Source organism: Streptomyces sp. NPDC093586, assembly GCF_044764905.1.
GTDB lineage: Bacteria > Actinomycetota > Actinomycetes > Streptomycetales > Streptomycetaceae > Streptomyces.
In genome coordinates, this window is the sequence record NZ_JBIWJA010000016.1 from 88,551 (window position 1) to 106,730 (window position 18,180).

Sequence of the window (18,180 nt, forward strand, 5' to 3'; positions counted from 1 at the left end):
CACACTATCTCATCCTTCCGGCCTCCAGCGCATGAGCCCGTGATAATCGGGTAGTTGGCCTCCGCTTCACCGTCGGCGTGCGCTGCGGCGACCACTCCCCGAGCGCCGTCACGGAAGGTGGCCGGTCACAGTAGGTGGTCGAACTCGCCGTCCTTCGCGCCGGCCAGGAAGGCGGCGACCTCCGCGGAGGTGTAGACGAGCGCGGGGCCGTCCGGATCACGGGAGTTGCGCATCGCGATGCCCCCGTCCACGAGGGCGACCTCCACGCAGTTGCCCTCGGCGTTGCTGTGCCGGCTCTTCTTCCAGCAGGCGTCCAGCGAACTGGCGCGCACTCCGTTCCGTACTGATGGCACCGCAATCTCCTTGCCGTCCGGGGGAGCGGGCCGCGTCACGTCGGCCCTCACGTGCTCCCACCCGATTTTTTCCGCGCAATTTCTCGTGCAATTGCACGCGAGCGCTGTCTGCGTGGATAATAGCCGTGGCGTCAACCCCTCGGTCGACGCCCTGTATTGACGTCGCATCAGGGAGATGCCGTGTCGTCACCTGCGCACTTAACGCTCCGATCGTCCGGCGGACCCGTGCCGGAGGCGGGCGCGGCGAGCCGGTCCGGCGGGCTCCCGCGCACGGCGCGAACGGCCGTCCGCCCCGCCGAGCGACCGTCCTCCCGCCCCCGTGCGACACCGCCCGTCCGTCCCGCGCCCGCGGTGCTGCGCATCGCCTGCAGCGGGGAGGGCCTCGCCCGTGCCCGGGTGTTCACCCGGGACACGCTGTGCCGCTGGTCCTTCGGCCACCACGGTGACGACGCGTCCCTCATGGTCACCGAACTCGCCGCCGACGCCGTGGCGCACGCGGTGCCGTCGGCCGCGACGGGCCGGCCGGAGATCAGGCCGGCACTCGCCCTGGACCGCGGCCGTCTGACGCTGGGCGTCTCCGACTCCGGGGACGACGCGCCCGTACGCACCTCACCCGACGACCGCGACCTGCGCGAACACGGACGCGACCTGGGCATCGTCGACGCCCTGGCGGAGGAGTGGGGCTGGACCCCGAGACCTCCGGCGGGCAAGGCCGTCTGGGCCACGTTGCCGACCAGCCCCCTCATCTGACCCGACTGCCGCGGAAGGGCCCCACACCATGCGCAGCGCTCCGACACCTCGGCCGATCACCCGGCGCACCGAACGGCACACGTCGTCGGCCGGTCCGCTCCGTACCGCGCCCCTCCTCGCCGGTCTGGACCGGGTGCCCTGGAGCGAGATCCAGGACTCCACCGGCTCCGCCGCGGCCGTCCCCCGGCTGCTCGACCAGGTCGCCCGGGGTGACGCCGAGACCGCCCGGACCGCCCTCGCCGAACTGCGCAAGCGGATCTGCCAGTACGGCTTCGTGGTCGAACAGGCCACCGCCGCGACCGTGCCCTTCCTCTGGGAACTGGCCCAGTGGCCCCAGGTGAACTGCCGGGCGCAGATCATCGAGTTGCTCAAGAACATCGCCGACGCCCGGCAGTGGGAGACCACCGCCACCGCCTATCCCAAGCTCCTCAACCGCCGGGAGAACCCGGTGGCGTGGGAGCGCGCCGCACGCCAGGCCGTCCGCGCCCGGCGGGACGAGCTGGAGCGGCTGCTGGCCGAGGACGACAGCGAGATCACGCGGGCCACCACCGAACTGGCCCGCACCCTCGAAGACTGAGACCCGCGCCCTCCACGGGGGAGAAGGCGCGGGTCTCTCCGGACCCACGCGATGCCCGGCGTACGGAACGATGTGGCGCGGTCCTGGCCGAAGGGGTAAGAAAGCGCGAGGCGAGAAAGCGCTTGCCCCTCCCCCTCGGTCACCAGGAGGACCACGCCGATGGCGTCGTCGTTGGAAATGCCGCTCGACCACCGCTACCGGGGCGAGCACCCGATACGCACACTCGTCTACCTGCTGCGCGCCGATCGCCGCCGACTGGCCGGGGCGGTCGCCGTGTTCACCGTCAAGCACAGTCCCGTCTGGCTGCTCCCCCTCATCACCGCGTCCATCATCGACACCGTCGTCCAGCACCGGCCGATCGGCACCCTGTGGACCAGCACCGGGATCATCATGTTCATCCTGGTGGTCAACTACCCGCTGCACCTGCTGTACGTCCGCCTCCTGTACGGCAGCGTCCGCCGGATGGGCACCGCCCTGCGCTCCGCACTGTGCACGCGCATGCAGCAGCTCTCCATCGGCTACCACTCGCGCGTCAGCGCCGGCGTCCTGCAGGCCAAGGTCGTACGGGACGTGGAGACCGTGGAGCAGATGGTGCAGCAGACCGCCGAGACCGGCCTCGGCGCGCTCACCGTCCTCACCGGCGGCCTCGTCATCATCGCCGTCCGCACACCGGAGTTCCTGCCCGTCTTCCTCGTCGTCGTGCCCGCCGCCTCCCTCCTCGTCGCGCGCCTGCGCGCCCGGCTGCGCGCCCACAACGAGCACTTCCGGCACGAGGTGGAGACCCTCTCCTCCCGCGTCACGGAGATGACCCGGCTCATCCCGGTCACCCGCGCCCACGGACTGGAGGGCAAGGCGCTGCGCCGTATGGACGGCACCCTGGACCGGCTGCTCACCTCCGGGATGCGTCTGGACCTCGTCAACGGCCGCTTCGGCTCGCTGTCCTGGGTCGTGCTCAACGTCGTCGGCGTCGTGGTCCTCGCGGGCGCGGCGCTGATCTCGTACTACGACGTGTGGGGCGTGAGCGCCGGCGACGTCGTCATGCTCAGCGCCTTCCTGACCACGCTGACCAACTCCACGACGACGCTGGCGGGACTGGCCCCGGTCATCACCAAGGGCCTGGAGTCCGTCCGTTCGGTCGGCGAGGTGCTCCAGGCACCCGAACTGGAGGACAACGAGGGCAAGGCGGAGCTCACCTCCCTGCGCGGGGCCGTCACCTTCGAGAACGTCGGCCACGTCTACGAGAGCGACGGGCGGCCCGCCGTGAGCGACTTCACCCTCGCGGTCGCCCCCGGCGAGACCGTCGCGCTGGTCGGTGCGTCCGGCGCGGGCAAGTCCACGGTGCTCAATCTGGTGATCGGCTTCCTGCGCCCCACCAGCGGCCGGCTGCTGCTCGACGGCGCCGACATGAACACCCTGGACCTGCGCACCTACCGGCGCTTCGTCTCGGTGGTGCCGCAGGAGTCGATCCTCTTCGACGGCACGGTCCGGGAGAACGTCGCCTACGGCATGGACGACGCCGACGAGGAGACGGTGCGCGCGGCGCTGCGCGACGCCAACGCGCTGGAGTTCGTCGAGCGGCTGCCGCAGGGCCTGGACACCCTGGTCGGGGAGCACGGTGCCCGGCTGTCCGGCGGGCAGCGCCAGCGCCTGGCCATCGCGCGGGCCCTGATCCGCGACCCCAGGGTGCTCGTCCTGGACGAGGCCACCTCCGCCCTGGACACCCGGTCGGAGGCGCTCGTCCAGCAGGCCCTCGCCCGGCTGCTGAGCGGACGCACCACCTTCGTCGTGGCGCACCGGTTGTCCACCGTGCGGGGCGCTGACCGGATCGTGGTGATGGGGGAGGGCCGCATCCTGGAAACCGGGACCCACGAGGAACTCCTGCGCAGGGGAGGGGCGTACACGGCTCTGCACAGTGGTCAGGCCGCCTGACCACCCTCCCGGAAGTCTGTACCTTTTCCACCGTTTTTACGACGTGTGGGAGCGTCGGCCGGACATGAATCGAAAGAATTTCGTCAACTGCGAGCGGGGTCGGTCATGGGGTGAATGTTTCGTCAGGGTTCGGGCATACGCAGCGAAAATCGAGAGAGGGGCGCTTCGTGCTGGAACCGGACCCGAAGGTCGTCAGGGAGTTGCTGACGCGGTACGCGTCACTGCGGATCGCTCAGGCGGAGAGGGAGCGGCCGGCGACGGCGCGCGAGCTGGCGGACGTCAGCTACACGCTGTGCGTGATGATGGCGACGACCGGCATCCACGACGCGGTGGCCAAGGCGGACGCGCTGCTCGCCAAGGGGCGGACACCGGACGCCGTCCGGACGGCGGACCCGGACGGGGAGAGCGGCCTGTCGCTGGCCGTGTGACACCGCCGTGCACGGGGCCCGTCCCTCCGGCAGGAGGGACGGGCCCCGCCGCGTGAGCGGCCGGGACGACGGGCGCCCCCCCCCGGCCGCGCCGGCCCGCTCCGGAACCGATGACGGCCGCCCGAGCCCCCGGTGCCTCCTCGGGGGAAAACGCACCACCGCCCGTCCGGGCGCCTAGACTGCACAGTCGCGCCTCCGTGCGGGGGCGGACCACACGAAAGGCACGTTGACGGGTGTTCCAGGATTCCCCCATCTACGACCGACTCGTCGCCGAATGCGGTGACGTCCCCACGCAGGTGCGCCGGGAGGCCGAGCGAGTGAACAGGGAACTGGAGGTCGTCATGCGCCCCCTGCGTTCGCCCGGTCACCTGCCCGGCGCGGAGCGCACTCCGTCCCCGGGAGCCGGCTGGCAGCGCACCGCGCTCCTGCCCGGCCCGCGCCCGCACTGACGGGGCTCATCCCACGACCGCCGGATCCGCCCCGTCCGCCGCCTGTTCCGTGCCGCCGGGCCGGGCCAGCCACTCGGCGATGGTGCGGGCGATCGGCTGGCCCGTGTCCACCTCGACGAAACCGAACTGACCCGACTGGTTGCACTCCAGGAACCACCAGGTGCCGTCCCCGTCCTCGGCGAAGTCGAAGGCCCCGTACGCCAGACGCGCCCCCCGCATGTAGGCCAGGACGGCCTCGGCGACGCGCTGCGGCACCTGAGCCGGTCGCCACGGCTCACCGGACGAGGAGAAACGGACGTCCACCTCCTCCGGGTCCCGGCCGGTGAGGGCCGTCCTGCGGGCCGCGAGCAGCCGGTCGCCGACCACGGTGAGGCGGACGTCGGCACGCTTGGCGACCCGGCGTTGCAGCAGCGTCGGGCCGTGGGCGACGGCGGAGAAGTCCGCCTCGGGCGGGACCCGGCTGGTCGGCACCGCCAACGGCGGATCCTGCGGATGCGCGCCGGAGACCGGCTTGACCACGAGATCCGGGTACCGCTCGGCGAACTCGCGCGCCGCCCGCGGGAACGTCGTGATCAGCGTGGCCGGCACGGGCAGACCGCACTCCTGGGCGAGACGCAGCTGCCAGGGCTTGTACCGGGCCCGGTGGGCCGCGTCGGGCTGGTTCATCCACCGTGCCCCGCAGCCGCGGAGCATGCCGTAGAGCGCCTGCGCGGACTCCTCGGTCAGCCAAGCCGAGGGCCGGGCGGCCCGCGTGGCCGCACCACCCGGCCTGCGCACCCAGACGGACCGCAGTCCGCCGATGCTCACCAGACGGCCCCCCGACGACAGATGGCCGCGGAAGGAGCCGTGCGCGAACTCACCGGAGAGCGCGACGGAGTGGGTCAGGTCGGCGGGGTCCAGACGGACCACCGGCACTCCCGACGCGTTCAGGTGCACGACCACCATGTCCGCCGTGACGTCCTCTTCACAGGTCAGGATCAGCACGGTCATTCTCGGCGGCCCGCGTTCAGTCGTCGAAGTGAGTCTTCGACCCCGCCGTGGAGGTCGTGGTCCCCAGTTCTCTCAGCAGCGCGTGGTCGCCGGCGGCCACCCGCCCGTCGAGGAGCACGTTCAACTGCAGCCCGGAGTCGTAGACGTAGGGAGTGGTGACTTCCCGCTCCACTGCGGGACGTGCGTAGTCGAGCGCGAACGGTTGCATCGTCTCTCCCTGGTCGGTGCTGCGCCGATCAAGCGATGGTCCCTGTGCGCCGTCGCCTGGTCCGCCGACTTCCTTCGGCTTCCAGAGACTTATACGAATCGAACGAGTGAATGGTTTCCTTACGCGGCGTAGTCGCGGGGCGGGCTCGCGTCCCGTTCCCGCGCGCCGGGGGAGCCGCGCAGGGAGCGCAGAGCGAGGAGCAGGACGCCGATGTCGTCCAGGTACACCGGATCGGGCACGAGGTCCGCCGGCAGCACGAAGTAGAGGACGGCGCCCCAGAAGACCCACCGGGGCCCGACGGGCAGTCCGGCCCTCCTGAGGGCCCGTCGGGTACGGACCAGCCGTACCAGGACCCCGACGGCCACGCAGAGCACGACCGCCGCGAGCGACACCGTCGCGGCGATCACCACTGTGGTCGTGTCCACCCCGCCCCTCCTCCTGCCTCGCGGCACATGCCTTGTCCGTCGGATTCCCGCTCGACGCGGCGATAAGGCTGTGCGCCGTATCCCTCATCCCCGCGGACCGCCCGAGTGGCAGCGTGCGGTGGACGCGCCTAGTAATGGGCACCACACATCGCGTGTCGCACGTCGGGGACGCAGGGCGGCCGCACCCCATCCCACGGAGAAGACCATGACCACCGGCTCCTCATCATCCCGTACGCCCGAGTACGACATACCCGCCGCGGCCTCGCCGGCCGCGGAGACGACCGCGGTCACCGGCACGCACACGGTCCGGACCGCGAGCGCGCGGTCCGACGCCGAGGCCGCCACGGTCCGGCCCTCGGCCGCCCGCTCGCCCGTCCCACGGGAACCGGTGCCGCGGGAACCCGCCCCGCGCGCACGCGGGGGCCGGCCGGCCGACGCCCGGCGGCCGGCCCCGCACGAGCAGGCCCACGGGCCGGTTCCCGGACCGGACGACGAGGACCTCTTCACGGACGAGGAGCTCCTCGCCGAGGCCCCCGCTGTCCATGGACCCGCCGGCCACGAACTCCCCGGCCACCACGACGTGGCGCGGTCGTACGGCGACCCCGTCGGCGACCTGGTGCGCGCCGCCGTGGCGGACCGGCCGCTGGAAGAGGTCGTCGACCTCATCACGATGCTGGAGCGGTCCCCCCAGTACGCGCGGGCCACGGGCGACGCGCTCCGCGCGGTGGGCGTCGACCGGTCGGTGGAGGACGTCACCCGGCTGGTCGGCCTGCTGACCCGGCCGCCCCGCCATCCGGACAGCGCGGACGAGGCGATCCGCGCCGCGGCGGAGCACAGGTCGGTGGAGGACGTGACCCGGCTGATGGCCCTGCTCCACCGCACCCCCCTGGAGCCGCACTGCGGACGGGAGGCGGTACGGGCCGCCGCCACCGGCCGTCCCGTGGAGGAACTGGTGGAACTGATCGGCCGACTCGCCGAGGAGCAGCAGGCACACGCAGGCCGACCGGAGCCCCGGCTCGCGCAGCCGGCCCCGGAGGACCCGTACGGGATCGAGGCGCCGACGCCCCCCGAAGGGCCGGCGGCACCCGCCGGAGCCGGCCTCCGGGGCCGCGAACGGCACCGCGAACGGCGCCGCTTCCCGCGTCCGGCCCGCAGGGACCGCACCCGCGCCAGCGGCCGAGCCCCGCGCGACCGCGGGGCTCAGGGCGCCCCGCGCGACCGCGGACCCGCGGCCCGGCGGGCCGCCCGGCGGGCGCAGTGGCCGACATGGCTCACCGTCGCCGCGCTCGCCGGCTGCGGCGTGGCCTACTTCCCGCTGCACCAGAACGACGCGTCCGTCCGCGGCTACGCGTTCGCGCTCGGGACGTCGGCGCTCTGCCTGGTCGTCGCCCTGCTCCTGACCGTGCGCGCCGCCGTGCCGGTGCTCGCCGTGGCGGTCGTGCTGCCGGCGGCGCTCGCCGCGGCCAAGCTCTACGGCACCGTGACTCCCTCGGCGGAGGTGTCCCGGACCGTCGACCTCACCCTCGCGCCCACCTGGACCGCCGTGGGGGTCGCCGTACTGACGTCGCTGGTCGCGCTGACGGCCCTGTGCGTACGGGTCGCCTCGCAGGCACCCACCAGGGCCCGGCCGGCCCGCCCGGTCACCGCGGCGCGCCGCGCCGCGGACTGACCGTCCGCCCGGCCCGCCGCGGTCCGCGCCGCACACCCGCGCGGACCGCGCCGGGCCGCCGTCACACCCCCAGCATGCCCGCGGGGTGCTCGTGCTCGAGCAGCCCGGAGAGCACCCGGTCGGGGGTGAGCGGGAGCTCCCGGAAGCGGATGCCGGTGGCGTGGTGGACCGCGTTGCCGACGGCCGCCGCCGAACCGACGATGCCGATCTCACCGATCCCCTTGCTGCCCATCGGGTTGAGGTGAGTGTCCTCCTCGTCCACCCAGTACGCCTCCACGGACGCGACGTCGGCGTGCGCGGGCACGTGGTACGACGCCAGGTCGGACTCGGTGAAGTCGCCGAACGCCGGGTCCACCGTACTGTCCTCGGTCAGCGCCATGCCCAGACCCATCGTCATCCCGCCGACGAACTGCGAGCGCGCCGTACGGGCGTTGAGGATGTGCCCGGCGGCGAAGACACCCAGCATCCGCCGCACCCGCACCTCCCCGGTGACCGTGTCGACGGTGACCTCGGCGAAGTGCGCGCCGAACGCGTGCCGCGCGTAGGCGCTCTCGGCGTCGGCGGTGCCGGAGGTGTCGGCCTCGACCGCGATGCCCTCGTCGGGCAGCGGTCCGACGGGGCCGGCCAGGCGGTCGGCCAGCCGGACGCACGCCTCGTGCACCGCCCAGCCCCAGGAGGCGGTGCCGGACGAGCCGCCCGCCATCGGCGCGAACCCGAAGTCGCTGTTCGCCACCTCGATGCGGACCCGGTCCAGGGGGACGCCGAGGGCGTCGGCCGCGATCTGCGCGCACACCGTCCGGGCCCCGGTGCCGATGTCCGTCGCGTTGACCCGCACCAGGAAGCCGCCGTCGGGCAGCGCCCGGGCCTCGGCGCGGCAGGGCGAGGCCATCACCGGATACGTGGCGGCGGCCACCCCGCTGCCCACCAGCAGGGGGCCCTCGGCGCGGGACCCCGGGCGCGGATCGCGCTCCGCCCACCCGAAGCGGCGCGCGCCCTCGCGCAGACAGTCCACGAGATGCCTGCTGCTGAAGGGCTTGCCGCTGTCCGGCTCGGTCTCCGGCTCGTTGCGGATCCGCAGCTCCACCGGGTCGACGCCGAGTTCGACGGCGAGTTCGTCCACCGCGGACTCCAGCGCGTACATGCCGGGGCACTCGCCCGGGGCACGCATCCAGGACGGCGTGGGCACGTCCAGCGGCACCACGCGGTGCAGCGTGCGCAGGGCGGGGGCGCCGTACATGACGCGTGCGGGGACCGCCGCCTGCTCCACGAACTCCTTCACCCGCGAGGTGTGCGTCGTCACCTCGTGGGAGAGCGACGTGAGCCGCCCCTCGGCGTCGGCGCCCAGGCGCAGCCGGTGCAGGGTCGGCGCGCGGTGGCCGACGGCGGCGGGCAGGTAGCGGCGCGGCAGGGCCACGGTGACGGGCCGGCCGGTGTGCAGTGCCGCCATCACGGCCAGGACCACGTCGGGACGGGGCGTGCCCTTGGAGCCGAAACCGCCGCCCACGTGCTCGGCGAGGACCGTGATCCGGTCCTCGGTCAGTCCGAACAGCCGGGCGAGTTCCTTCTGTACGGCGGTGCCGCCCTGGCTGGAGGAGTGCACGGTCAGCCGCTCGCCGTCCCACGCCGCCGTGCTGCCGTGCGGCTCCATCGGGTGGTTGTGCAGCGGCGGCACCCGGTACTCGACGTCGACCACGGCCGACGAGGAGGCGAAGGCGCCGTCGGGGTCGCCGTGCTCGGTGACGGCCGGGAAGCCTCCGTTGGCGGTCTCGGGGACGTACCCCCCGGGGTGGTCGGCGGTGAGCGTCACGTCGTGGCCCTCCGCCTCGTAGGTGACGCGGACGGCGGCGGCGCCTTCCCGGGCCGCCTCCAGCGTCTCGCCCACCACCAGGCCCACGAACCAGCCCCGGTGCGGCACGTGCGGGTTCTGCAGCAGGGCGAGCGTGGGGTCGTCGGGCTCTCCCAGCCGGGGCGCGTTCTCGTGCGTGAGCACCGCGAGCACGCCCGGCAGCGCGAGCGCGGGTGCCGGGTCCACGCCGGTCACCCGGCCGCGCGCGACCGTCGCCGGCACGGGCCAGGCCTGCGCGCGGCCCGGGAAGTCGTACTCGGCGGCGTACCGGGCGGTGCCGGTGACCTTCTCCCGCCCCTCCCGGCGCTCGGCGGGAGCGCCCAGGACGGTCTCGGTGCCGGTCATGGAGTCCTCCTCGTGGACGCCGGTGTCAGGTGGTGGCGGGCGGCGCCAGCCGGCCCAGTACGTCCAGGGCGAGCCGACGGGCCAGCGGCACCTTGTAGGCGTTGTCCCGCAGCGGCTCGGCCGCCTGCAGCTCCAGGTCGACGGCGTGTTCGAACGCGGCCGTCGTGGGCGCCGCGCCGAGCAGCGCCTCCTCGGCCCGCCGGGCCCGCCAGGGCCGGTGCGCGAGCGCGCCGAACGCGATGCCGGCCCGGTCCACCACACCGTCCCTCATGTGCAGCACGACGGCGACGGAGGCCAGCGCGAAGGCGTACGACGCCCGGTCCCGGGCCTTGCGGTAGGCCGACGGCAGCCCGGCCGTCGCGGCGGGCAGGACCACGCCGGTGATCAGCTCGCCGGGGCGGATCTCGGTGTCCCGCTCGGGGTGCTCGCCGGGCAGTCGGTGGAACTCGGCGGCGGACACGCTCCGGGCGCCCTCGGTGCCGTACAGCTCCACGCGCGCGTCGAGGGCGGCCAGCGCCACCGCCATGTCCGAGGGGTGGGTGGCGATGCACAGCTCGGAGTGCCCGAGCACCGCGTGGTCGCGGTGCACCCCCGCCAGCGCGCCGCAGCCGGTGCCGGGCTCACGCTTGTTGCAGGGCTTGGACAGGTCCTGGAAGTAGGGGCAGCGGGTGCGCTGCAGCAGATTGCCGCCCGTGGTCGCGGCGTTGCGCAGCTGCCCCGAGGCACCCGACAGCAGGGCCTGGGACAGGGCGGGCCAGCGGTCGCGGACGGCGGGGTGGGCGGCGAGGTCGCTGTTGCGCACCATCGCGCCGACCCGCAGCGAACCGTCGGGCAGTTCCTCCACCGCGTCCAGCGGCAGCCGGGTGACGTCGACGAGCGCGGCGGGCGTCTCGACGCCGAGCTTCATGAGGTCGACCAGATTGGTGCCGCCGCCCAGGTAGCGGGCGCCGGGGTGGGCGGCGAACGCGTCGGTGGCCTCCTCGACGCTGCCCGCCCGCACGTAGGCGAAGGGCTTCACGGGATCACGTCCTCGACCGCGTCGGCGATGCGCGGATACGCCCCGCACCGGCACAGGTTGCCGCTGAGCCGCTCCCGGATCTCGTCCCGGTCCAGCGGCACGGGCTCGCCGGAGGGGGTCGCCGGGTCGGTGACGTGGGAGGGGTGACCGGCCTCGGCCTCGGCGAGCGCGCCGACCGCGGAGCAGATCTGGCCGGGGGTGCAGTAGCCGCACTGGAAGGCGTCGCGCTCCAGGAACGCGCGCTGGAGCGGATGCAGCTCCTCGCCGTCCCCGGCGAGGCCCTCGACGGTGGTGACCTCGCGGCCGTCCAGGGCGACGGCCAGCTGGAGGCAGCTGTTGACGCGCCGGCCGTCCACCAGGACGGTGCAGGCGCCGCACTGCCCGTGGTCGCAGCCCTTCTTGGCGCCCGTCAGCCCGAGATCCTCCCGCAGGAGGTCCAGCAGGACGCGTCGGTGGTCGACGGAGAGGGTGTGGGGTTTGCCGTTGACCCGCAGGGTGGTGTCCGAGCGGGGTGACCCGGACGTGCGGGAAGCGGGGGAGGCGCTCCGGTACTGGCTGTCCATGGCGTCGATGACCTTCCGGGACGGGCCGTGCTGCTGTGCAGACCGCGTATCCACGTCACGCCGACTGACACGTGAGGACCCCCTCACCGGCCGCCGTCGGTCACCGCCCCGCCGTCTCCGCCCGCCTTGCTCGATCCGCCCGCCTCGCCGGCCTCGTCCGTCCCGGTCGGACCGCCGGGCCCGCCGGCCTCGTCCGCCCTGCCCGCCTCGTTCGCCTCGTCCGTCCCGGCGGTGGCCGGCCCCGGCGTGGGCCGGGGCGTCCTGCCGGGGAGCCTGAACCGTTCCAGCGCGCGGGTCAGTCCCCGCAGCGGGGACGGCACCGGGGCCGCGGACGGGGACGGCAGGGCCGGGGCCGAGCCGGCGGACTCCCGGTACGCCGCCAGCGCCTCGGCCGCGCGTTCGGCCGCCTCCCGGTACAGGTCGCGGGACTGCGTCATCGCCTCCAGCGCCTCGGCGTACATGGCCACCAGCTTGCGCTCGCGGGCCAGTTCCTCCTCCAGCGTCAGCAGCCGCCAGTCCTCCCGCAGCGTCCTGAGCGCCTCCTCGGCGCCGTCCACGAGCGGCCGGGGCAGCGCCGCGAAGGCCGTCACCGCCGCGATGAGCTCGGTGGGCTCGGTGCCGTCCAGGAAGACGGTGCGGACGGAGAAGGCCTGGGCGTCGTAGTCGGCCGGGGGCGGGGTGCCGGGCAGGATCACCGCGCCGCCGCGCGGCACCTGGACGTCGAAGTCCTCCAGGGCCCAGTTCACGACCCGCAGCTGCTGCGGTGCCGCGCGGTGCTCGACCACGCGGTGACGCAGGCTCGCGGGCAGCCGCCCCGCCAGCGGCACCCGGCCGCGGTGGTCGGGCGTCATCGCCTCGTGCACGACGACGTGGATGTTCCACGCACCGCGCCCGGCCTCCTTGATCACCCGCCGTACGGCCTTGTCGTCGTCCGGCAGCGTGTTGATCCCGCGCAGCCGCAGACCGGTGGCGATGTCGCGGTCCCAGGTGACGTCGGGATCATCGGGCCAGAACATGGTCGCCGGTGACGGCCAGGCGGGGTCCCAGGCCTCCTCGGCCTCCGCCAGCAGCGTCCATTCCTGTCCGCCCGCCGAGCGGGGCGCCAGCATCAGCCGGGCGCGCACGGTGACGGCGCCGCCGGCCCTCCAGCGCGCCTCGAAGATCCGCGCGCCGGGTGCGCCGTCCCCGGCCCGCTCGTCGGGCAGCTCCTGGAAGTCGTCGAGGACGTGACCGTCCTTGTTCCGTCGCAGGGTGCGCCGGACGGTGTCCTCCGCGGCGGATCCGACGTGGCGGCCGCGAGCCGGCCACACCGTGGGTGGAGTCGTGGGGCGGGCGCTGGGAGAGGTCGGCATGAGTCCATCTGTGAGGCGGAGGTACGGGCGGAAGGCCAGTATCGTCGCCGCGGGCCGCCCGGGAGCACCCGGGGTCCGCCGACCGGGCGTGCCGCGCGCCGCGCCCGGCGAGGTCCGCGGGTGCCGGCGGCGGATCGTGCGCGAGGCTGGGCGAAAGGACGGCAGGAAGACCGTACGGCACGACAGGGAGCGAGACCCGATGAACATCGACCTCGACGGGCGGACCGCGTTGGTGACCGGCTCTTCACAGGGCATCGGTGCGGCGATCGCCGCCCAGCTGGCCCGGGCCGGCGCCACGGTGGGCGTCAACGGACGCGACGCCGCCCGGCTGGCGGCGAGCGTCGACGAACTGAGGGCCGCGGTGCCCGACGGCGAGTTCGTGGCCGTCGCCGCCGACCTCGGCACCGAGGAGGGCGCGGACCGGGCCGTCCGGACGCTGCCCGACGTGGACATCCTGGTCAACAACCTCGGCATCTTCGGCGCCGTACCCGCGCTGGAGATCAGCGACGACGAGTGGCGCCGCTACTTCGAGATCAACGTCCTCGCGGGGATCAGGCTGACGCGCGCCCACCTCCCCCGAATGAGGGAACGGGGCTGGGGCCGCGTGCTGTACATCGCGAGTGACTCGGCCGTGGTGATCCCGGCCGAGATGATCCACTACGGCGTCTCCAAGACGGCCCTGCTCGCGGTGAGCCGCGGGTTCGCCAAGGAGGCGGCCGGCAGCGGCGTCACGGTGAACTCCGTCATCGCCGGTCCGACCCGCACCGAGGGCGTCGAGGACTTCGTGTACCAGCTGGTCGACCGCGACCTGCCCTGGGAGGAGGCGCAGCGCGTCTTCATGCGCGAGCACCGCCCGCAGTCGCTGCTCCAGCGGCTGATCGAGCCCGAGGAGATCGCCGACCTGGTGGTCTACCTGAGCTCGGCGCAGGCGTCCGCCACGACCGGCGCCGCGGTGCGCGTCGACGGGGGATACGTCGACTCGATCCTCCCGTAGCCCGGGCGCCGGACGGGACGGAGGCGGTGCCCGCGGGCGCTACTCCCGGTCGGCGCCACCGCTGAGGTTCGGACGGTCGGGGTGCGGCTCGCGTCCGCCGACGATGTCCGTGACACCGGACTCGTCCGCCGTGTCGTCACCGTGCCGGGGCGTGCTCCGGCCGCCGGGCTGCCCGCCGCCCGTGGTGCCGTAGCCGCCCGGCACACCGGGGACGCTGTCGGCGTCGGCCTGCTCGCGGCTGATGTGCCGGGTGGCGCGCACGCCCGCGCGCCGCTCCGGGTACGGGTAGTCGAAGGGGCGGGCCGCGGCGCGCTCCTCCTCGGTCCGCTCGGCCCGGGCCGTGTCCTGGGGTTCCCGGGGTTCTGGAGTCTTGCCGTCAGTCATGGCGTCCGCGTACCCGTGAGGGGCCGGGCCATGTGGCCTCACTCGTCCGGTGACGCCGCGCGCCGCCGGTCCGCGGCGTCCCAGGTCCGGGTGTCGCGCGGTTCGACGTACGGCTCGTCCTCGGGCGGGTGGCCGCCGTCGATGACGCGCTGCCGGGCCAGCTCGGCGTCGAACTCCAGACCCAGGAGGATCGCCAGGTTCGTCACCCACAGCCAGACCAGGAAGATGATGACGCCCGCCAGCGTGCCGTACGTCTTGTTGTACGAGCCGAAGTTCGCCACGTAGAAGGCGAAGCCGGCGGAGGCCACCATCCAGATCAGCAGGGCGACGAGGCTGCCCGGGGTGATCCACCTGAAGCCCCGCACCTTGGCGTTCGGGGTGGCCCAGTACAGGACCGCGATCATGACCGTGACGAGCAGGACCAGCACGGGCCACTTGGCGATCGACCACACCGTCATCGCGGTGTCGCCCATGCCGAGCGCGGTGCCCGCCTGCCGGGCGAGGCTGCCCGTGAAGACGACGATGAGCGCGCTGACCACGGCGAGCACGAGCAGCACGACCGTCAGGATCACCCGCAGCGGCAGCACCTTCCACACCGGCCGGCCCTCCGGCACGTCGTAGACGGCGTTCGCCGCGCGGATGAACGCGGCCACGTAGCCGGACGCCGACCAGACGGCGCCGAGCACGCCGACGACCGCCAGCACGGATCCCAGACCGGCCTTGGACTGCAACTGCTTGACCGCGTCGGTGATGACGTCGCGCGCGGACCCGGGCGCGAGTTTCTGGATGTTGTCCAGCACCTCCTGGGTGGCCGACCGCCCGGCGATCCCGAGCAGGGAGACCAGCACCAGCAGGGCCGGGAACAGTGCCAGGATCCCGTAGTAGGTCAGGGCGGCGGCGCGGTCGGTGAGCTCGTCGTCCTTGAACTCGGCCAGCACGCGCCGCAACAGCGCCGACCAGGAGCGCTTCGGCAGTTCCGTGGGGGAGTCGGGAGCGGCCCGCTCGGTGGAGGCGCCGGGACCGTAGTCCTCGGGCGCCTTGCCGTCCGCCGGGCGGTCCCGGTCGTCCGGTGTGTGCTTTCCGTCGTGGGGAGGGGGCTGTTCGGCCATGCCCGCCGGGTTGCCCGTACCGGCGTGTCCACGCCTGTGCGCACCCGTTCGCGCCGGTGTGCGGGAGCCCGCACCGGGTGTGCGGCGCGCACCCGGGGCGGCGGCGCTCACGCGTGGCCGAGGAGTACGGGCCGCCCGCGTCCCGGTCCGCGCGGACAGGTCCCGTCCGCCGTCCGCACCGGGGCGCGGGCCTGTCCGCGCCCCCGCCCTCCCGGGCCTCGCGCGGCCGAAACACCGCAGTATGCCGCACCGCGGGCACGTTCCTCTGGAAAATGCCAAAGCGCTCACCGGATGCGTGCACCTTCCGTAGTCTCGGCGTCACGTTCGCGGTACAGCCGTGCAGGGGGAGGGGATCCGGCGTGCCCGGAATCGACGAGAGTCTGCTGGAAGCCATGCGGCTGCCCGGCGCGCGGGGCGCTTCGCTGGTCGACTGGATCAGCGGGCTCGCCCTCGGCGCGGTGGGTGACGCGCCGGGCGGCGACCCGGAGGCCACGGCCGCGGAGACGGCCGAACTCGCCAGGCACGTCGCGGAGAGCGGGTCCCTGGCACCGGCCGGCGAGACCGCCGCGCCGGAGACGGAGACGCCCGTCGAGGACATGATCGTCACGACGGCCGACTCCTACCACCTGCTCAGGTTCGTCAGCACACCCTTCGACAGCACCGTCTTCCTCCATCTCTGGCTGGATCGCAACGACGGAAACCTGGCCCTGGCCCGCATCCGGCTGGCCGAGATGGCGGACCGCCTGGTGCTCGGATGACCGCGGCGACGACGGCCTGGGCCGCGCACGGCACGATGTCCGAGGCACTCGGCACCCTGGCGGCCGAGGGCGCGACCGGCGCCCTGTCGGGCGAACGCGGCATCGTCCACCTCTCCGGAGGCCGCGTCGTGCACGTGGAGTCGGCCCTCACCCCGGACCTCGGCGCGCTGCTCACCCGCAGCGGTGCCGTCCCGCCGGACACCTGGTGGGAGGCGGTCGACGCCGGCGGCGTCCACCACCGGGTGGGGCACCGGCTGGTGGACAGCGGCCGGCTCGCCGCCGGCGCCCTGGAGGTCTGCCACCTGGGCGCGCTCTTCGACGCCGCCTACTTCGTCCTCACCCACGACACGCGCCCGCGGCGCTTCCGGCCCGGCGCCCTGCACTGGCTCGGCGCGGTGCGGTCCGTGCCCGTGGACACCGTCCTACGGGAGTCGGGACGCCGCCGCGCCCTGCTGGAGCGCATCTGGCCGGATGCAGGCATCGACGTCGTGCCGCTCACCCGGGTGCCCGGCGCCGACGCCCGCGACCTGCCGGCCCGGCGCGGCCGGACCCTGGCCCAGGTCGACGGCGTGCGCACCGCCGCGGACATCGCCGCGTCCCTCGCCTGCCGCACCTACCACACCCTCGTCGAACTGCGCCGCCTGGCCGCCGACGGACTCGTCACCGCCGCCCCGACCGTTCCCGCCCCGGCAGCGGTGGGCCAGGAGGCGTGTCCGGCCGCGTGGGACGACCCGGACACGGCACTGCTGCGACGGCTCCGAGACGCCCTGGAGGCCCTGTGATCCGCGCGCGCCGTCGGCGTGCCGAAAGGAGACTGCTCATCATGGCCGTCGAGAGCGACGTCCTGGACGAACTGCACCGCCTGCGCAACCGCGTGCCCCAGCTGACCGGATCGCTCGCGGCCACCGTCGACGGGCTCGTGCTGGCCCACGACGCGCCGGGCACCGAACCCGAGGGACTCGCCGCGCTCACCGCCGCCGCGCTCGGCGTCGCCCACCGCATGGCCGAGGCCACCGCACGCGGCGGCTTCCGCGAACTGCTGCTGCGCGGGGCCGACGGCTACGTCGCCACCTACGCGGCCGGCCCGGCCGCCGTGCTCACCCTGCTCGCCGACGGCCGCGTCAACGTGGGCCGGCTGCACCTGGAGGGCCGGCGCAGCGGCGCCCGTATCGGCGACCTGGTCGCCGCCCGCATCGGCCACGACCGCACGGTGCCCGGCGACCGGCCGGCACCGGGTGAGCACACCGCGACGGCGCCCGCCGACCCGGCGCGGCCGATCGGCACCCTGCCGGTGCGCACCCCGCAACGGCCCGCACACCCACCGCGTCCCCAGGCCGGCGGTCACCGCCGGCCCACCTGACCCACCGTCAGGTGCCCACCGATCACGTACGGAAGGAAACCCACGCATGGCCAACCTGGAGACCGCGCTCAAGGAATGCCTGAGCTCCATCGACGGAGCGACCGCCGCCGCGCTGGTCGACTACACCAGCGGCATGGCGCTCGGCACGCTGGGCGGGACCAAGGACTTCAACCTGGAGGTCGCCGCCGCCGGCAACACCGACGTCGTACGGGCCAAACTGCGCACGATGGAACTGCTCGGTCTGAAGGAGGAGATCGAGGACATCCTGATCACCCTGAGCACCCAGTACCACCTCATCCGCCTGCTCAAGGGCCGCGGCGGCAACGGGCTGTTCCTCTACCTCGTCCTCGACGGCAGCCGCGCCAACCTGGCGATGGCCCGCCACCAGCTGCGCCGCATCGAGGGTGAACTGGAGGTCTGACCCCCTTCCGGCACGACAGCACGACAGCACGACAGCACGGCAGTGGGGGGGGGGGGGGGGGGGGGGGGGGGCCGGCGGGCCCGCCCCGGGGGGGGGGCGGGGCCGCGGCGCCCCCCCCGGGGCGCGGCGGGGGGGGGCGAGACCCGCCCCCCGGGCGCCGGGGGGCGCCCCCCCCCCCCCCCCCCCCCCCCCCCCCCCCCCCCGCGGGGGGGGGGGGGGGGGGGGGGGGGGGGGGCCCCCCCCCCCCCCGCG

At 74.3% G+C, this 18,180-nt stretch carries 21 protein-coding genes; 11 read left to right on the forward strand and 10 right to left on the reverse strand.

All coding sequences use genetic code 11. From position 1 onward, the window contains the following. Positions 1-125: 125 nt before the first annotated feature. Complete coding sequence (locus tag ACIRFH_RS18710) at positions 126-353, reverse strand: DUF397 domain-containing protein (RefSeq protein WP_403521856.1); 228 nt, start codon at positions 351-353, stop codon at positions 126-128. Between the two features lie 351 nt (positions 354-704). Here ACIRFH_RS18710 and ACIRFH_RS18715 point away from each other — a divergent pair, with 351 nt between their 5' ends. The 5 genes from ACIRFH_RS18715 (at position 705) to ACIRFH_RS18735 (ending at position 4,486) form a co-directional block, all read left to right on the forward strand. Beyond that, positions 705-1,103 (forward strand): ATP-binding protein, encoded by a 399-nt coding sequence (locus ACIRFH_RS18715; protein WP_403521857.1) that lies wholly within the window; start codon positions 705-707, stop codon positions 1,101-1,103. 28 nt (positions 1,104-1,131) lie between these two features. After that, positions 1,132-1,680, forward strand: a complete 549-nt coding sequence (locus ACIRFH_RS18720; protein ID WP_403521859.1) for a hypothetical protein — start codon at positions 1,132-1,134, stop codon at positions 1,678-1,680. A gap of 159 nt (positions 1,681-1,839) precedes the next feature. Next, entirely contained in the window at positions 1,840-3,609 is a 1,770-nt protein-coding gene (locus tag ACIRFH_RS18725) for an ABC transporter ATP-binding protein (protein ID WP_403521861.1), read from the forward strand. Between the two features lie 167 nt (positions 3,610-3,776). Further along, a complete protein-coding gene (locus tag ACIRFH_RS18730) occupies positions 3,777-4,037 on the forward strand; it encodes a DUF5133 domain-containing protein (protein ID WP_403521863.1) in 261 nt (86 codons plus the stop codon). 233 nt (positions 4,038-4,270) lie between these two features. Further along, positions 4,271-4,486: a hypothetical protein gene (locus tag ACIRFH_RS18735; RefSeq protein WP_077797245.1), complete on the forward strand. Its 216-nt coding sequence runs from the start codon at positions 4,271-4,273 to the stop codon at positions 4,484-4,486. 6 nt (positions 4,487-4,492) lie between these two features. Here the strand turns inward: ACIRFH_RS18735 and tgmB are convergent, their stop codons facing one another. The 3 genes from tgmB to ACIRFH_RS18750 form a co-directional block, all read right to left on the reverse strand. Further along, entirely contained in the window at positions 4,493-5,476 is a 984-nt protein-coding gene (gene tgmB, locus ACIRFH_RS18740; RefSeq protein WP_403521865.1) for an ATP-grasp ribosomal peptide maturase, read from the reverse strand. Between the two features lie 16 nt (positions 5,477-5,492). Further along, positions 5,493-5,684, reverse strand: a complete 192-nt coding sequence (tgmA, locus tag ACIRFH_RS18745) for a putative ATP-grasp-modified RiPP (protein WP_403521867.1) — start codon at positions 5,682-5,684, stop codon at positions 5,493-5,495. 119 nt (positions 5,685-5,803) lie between these two features. Further along, positions 5,804-6,109, reverse strand: coding sequence for a YkvA family protein (locus ACIRFH_RS18750; RefSeq protein ID WP_403521869.1), 306 nt, complete (start codon positions 6,107-6,109; stop codon positions 5,804-5,806). Between the two features lie 205 nt (positions 6,110-6,314). Here ACIRFH_RS18750 and ACIRFH_RS18755 point away from each other — a divergent pair, with 205 nt between their 5' ends. After that, entirely contained in the window at positions 6,315-7,778 is a 1,464-nt protein-coding gene (locus ACIRFH_RS18755; RefSeq protein WP_403521871.1) for a hypothetical protein, read from the forward strand. A gap of 61 nt (positions 7,779-7,839) precedes the next feature. On the opposite strand, the gene ACIRFH_RS18760 is transcribed toward ACIRFH_RS18755, so the two are convergent. The 4 genes from ACIRFH_RS18760 to ACIRFH_RS18775 form a co-directional block, all read right to left on the reverse strand. Continuing rightward, positions 7,840-9,969 (reverse strand): xanthine dehydrogenase family protein molybdopterin-binding subunit, encoded by a 2,130-nt coding sequence (locus ACIRFH_RS18760; protein WP_403521873.1) that lies wholly within the window; start codon positions 9,967-9,969, stop codon positions 7,840-7,842. A gap of 25 nt (positions 9,970-9,994) precedes the next feature. After that, complete coding sequence (locus tag ACIRFH_RS18765) at positions 9,995-10,987, reverse strand: FAD binding domain-containing protein (protein WP_403521875.1); 993 nt, start codon at positions 10,985-10,987, stop codon at positions 9,995-9,997. Beyond that, the gene (locus tag ACIRFH_RS18770) at positions 10,984-11,550 is read right to left on the reverse strand and encodes a (2Fe-2S)-binding protein (RefSeq protein WP_403521877.1); all 567 of its coding nucleotides are present in this window, start codon (positions 11,548-11,550) and stop codon (positions 10,984-10,986) included. Before ACIRFH_RS18770 ends, ACIRFH_RS18765 begins: the two co-directional genes overlap by 4 nt. A gap of 83 nt (positions 11,551-11,633) precedes the next feature. After that, positions 11,634-12,902 (reverse strand): hypothetical protein, encoded by a 1,269-nt coding sequence (locus tag ACIRFH_RS18775; RefSeq protein ID WP_403521879.1) that lies wholly within the window; start codon positions 12,900-12,902, stop codon positions 11,634-11,636. Positions 12,903-13,101: 199 nt separating this feature from the next. On the opposite strand from ACIRFH_RS18775, the gene ACIRFH_RS18780 reads away from it, so the two are divergent. Then, positions 13,102-13,896, forward strand: a complete 795-nt coding sequence (locus ACIRFH_RS18780) for an SDR family NAD(P)-dependent oxidoreductase (protein ID WP_403521881.1) — start codon at positions 13,102-13,104, stop codon at positions 13,894-13,896. A 39-nt stretch (positions 13,897-13,935) separates the two neighbouring features. Here the strand turns inward: ACIRFH_RS18780 and ACIRFH_RS18785 are convergent, their stop codons facing one another. Next, positions 13,936-14,280 (reverse strand): hypothetical protein, encoded by a 345-nt coding sequence (locus ACIRFH_RS18785; protein ID WP_403521883.1) that lies wholly within the window; start codon positions 14,278-14,280, stop codon positions 13,936-13,938. Positions 14,281-14,318: 38 nt separating this feature from the next. Further along, on the reverse strand, positions 14,319-15,389 hold the full coding sequence (locus ACIRFH_RS18790) for a YihY/virulence factor BrkB family protein (protein ID WP_403521885.1): 1,071 nt from the start codon (positions 15,387-15,389) through the stop codon (positions 14,319-14,321). 359 nt (positions 15,390-15,748) lie between these two features. On the opposite strand from ACIRFH_RS18790, the gene ACIRFH_RS18795 reads away from it, so the two are divergent. The 4 genes from ACIRFH_RS18795 to ACIRFH_RS18810 are packed head-to-tail and all read left to right on the forward strand — an operon-like array spanning position 15,749 to position 17,928. Then, positions 15,749-16,147, forward strand: coding sequence for a hypothetical protein (locus ACIRFH_RS18795; protein WP_403521887.1), 399 nt, complete (start codon positions 15,749-15,751; stop codon positions 16,145-16,147). Further along, complete coding sequence (locus tag ACIRFH_RS18800) at positions 16,144-16,929, forward strand: hypothetical protein (RefSeq protein WP_403521889.1); 786 nt, start codon at positions 16,144-16,146, stop codon at positions 16,927-16,929. Before ACIRFH_RS18795 ends, ACIRFH_RS18800 begins: the two co-directional genes overlap by 4 nt. Before the next feature lie 41 nt (positions 16,930-16,970). Next, complete coding sequence (locus ACIRFH_RS18805) at positions 16,971-17,507, forward strand: roadblock/LC7 domain-containing protein (RefSeq protein WP_403521891.1); 537 nt, start codon at positions 16,971-16,973, stop codon at positions 17,505-17,507. Positions 17,508-17,553: 46 nt separating this feature from the next. Then, entirely contained in the window at positions 17,554-17,928 is a 375-nt protein-coding gene (locus ACIRFH_RS18810; protein ID WP_403521892.1) for a hypothetical protein, read from the forward strand. Positions 17,929-18,180 lie beyond the last annotated feature (252 nt).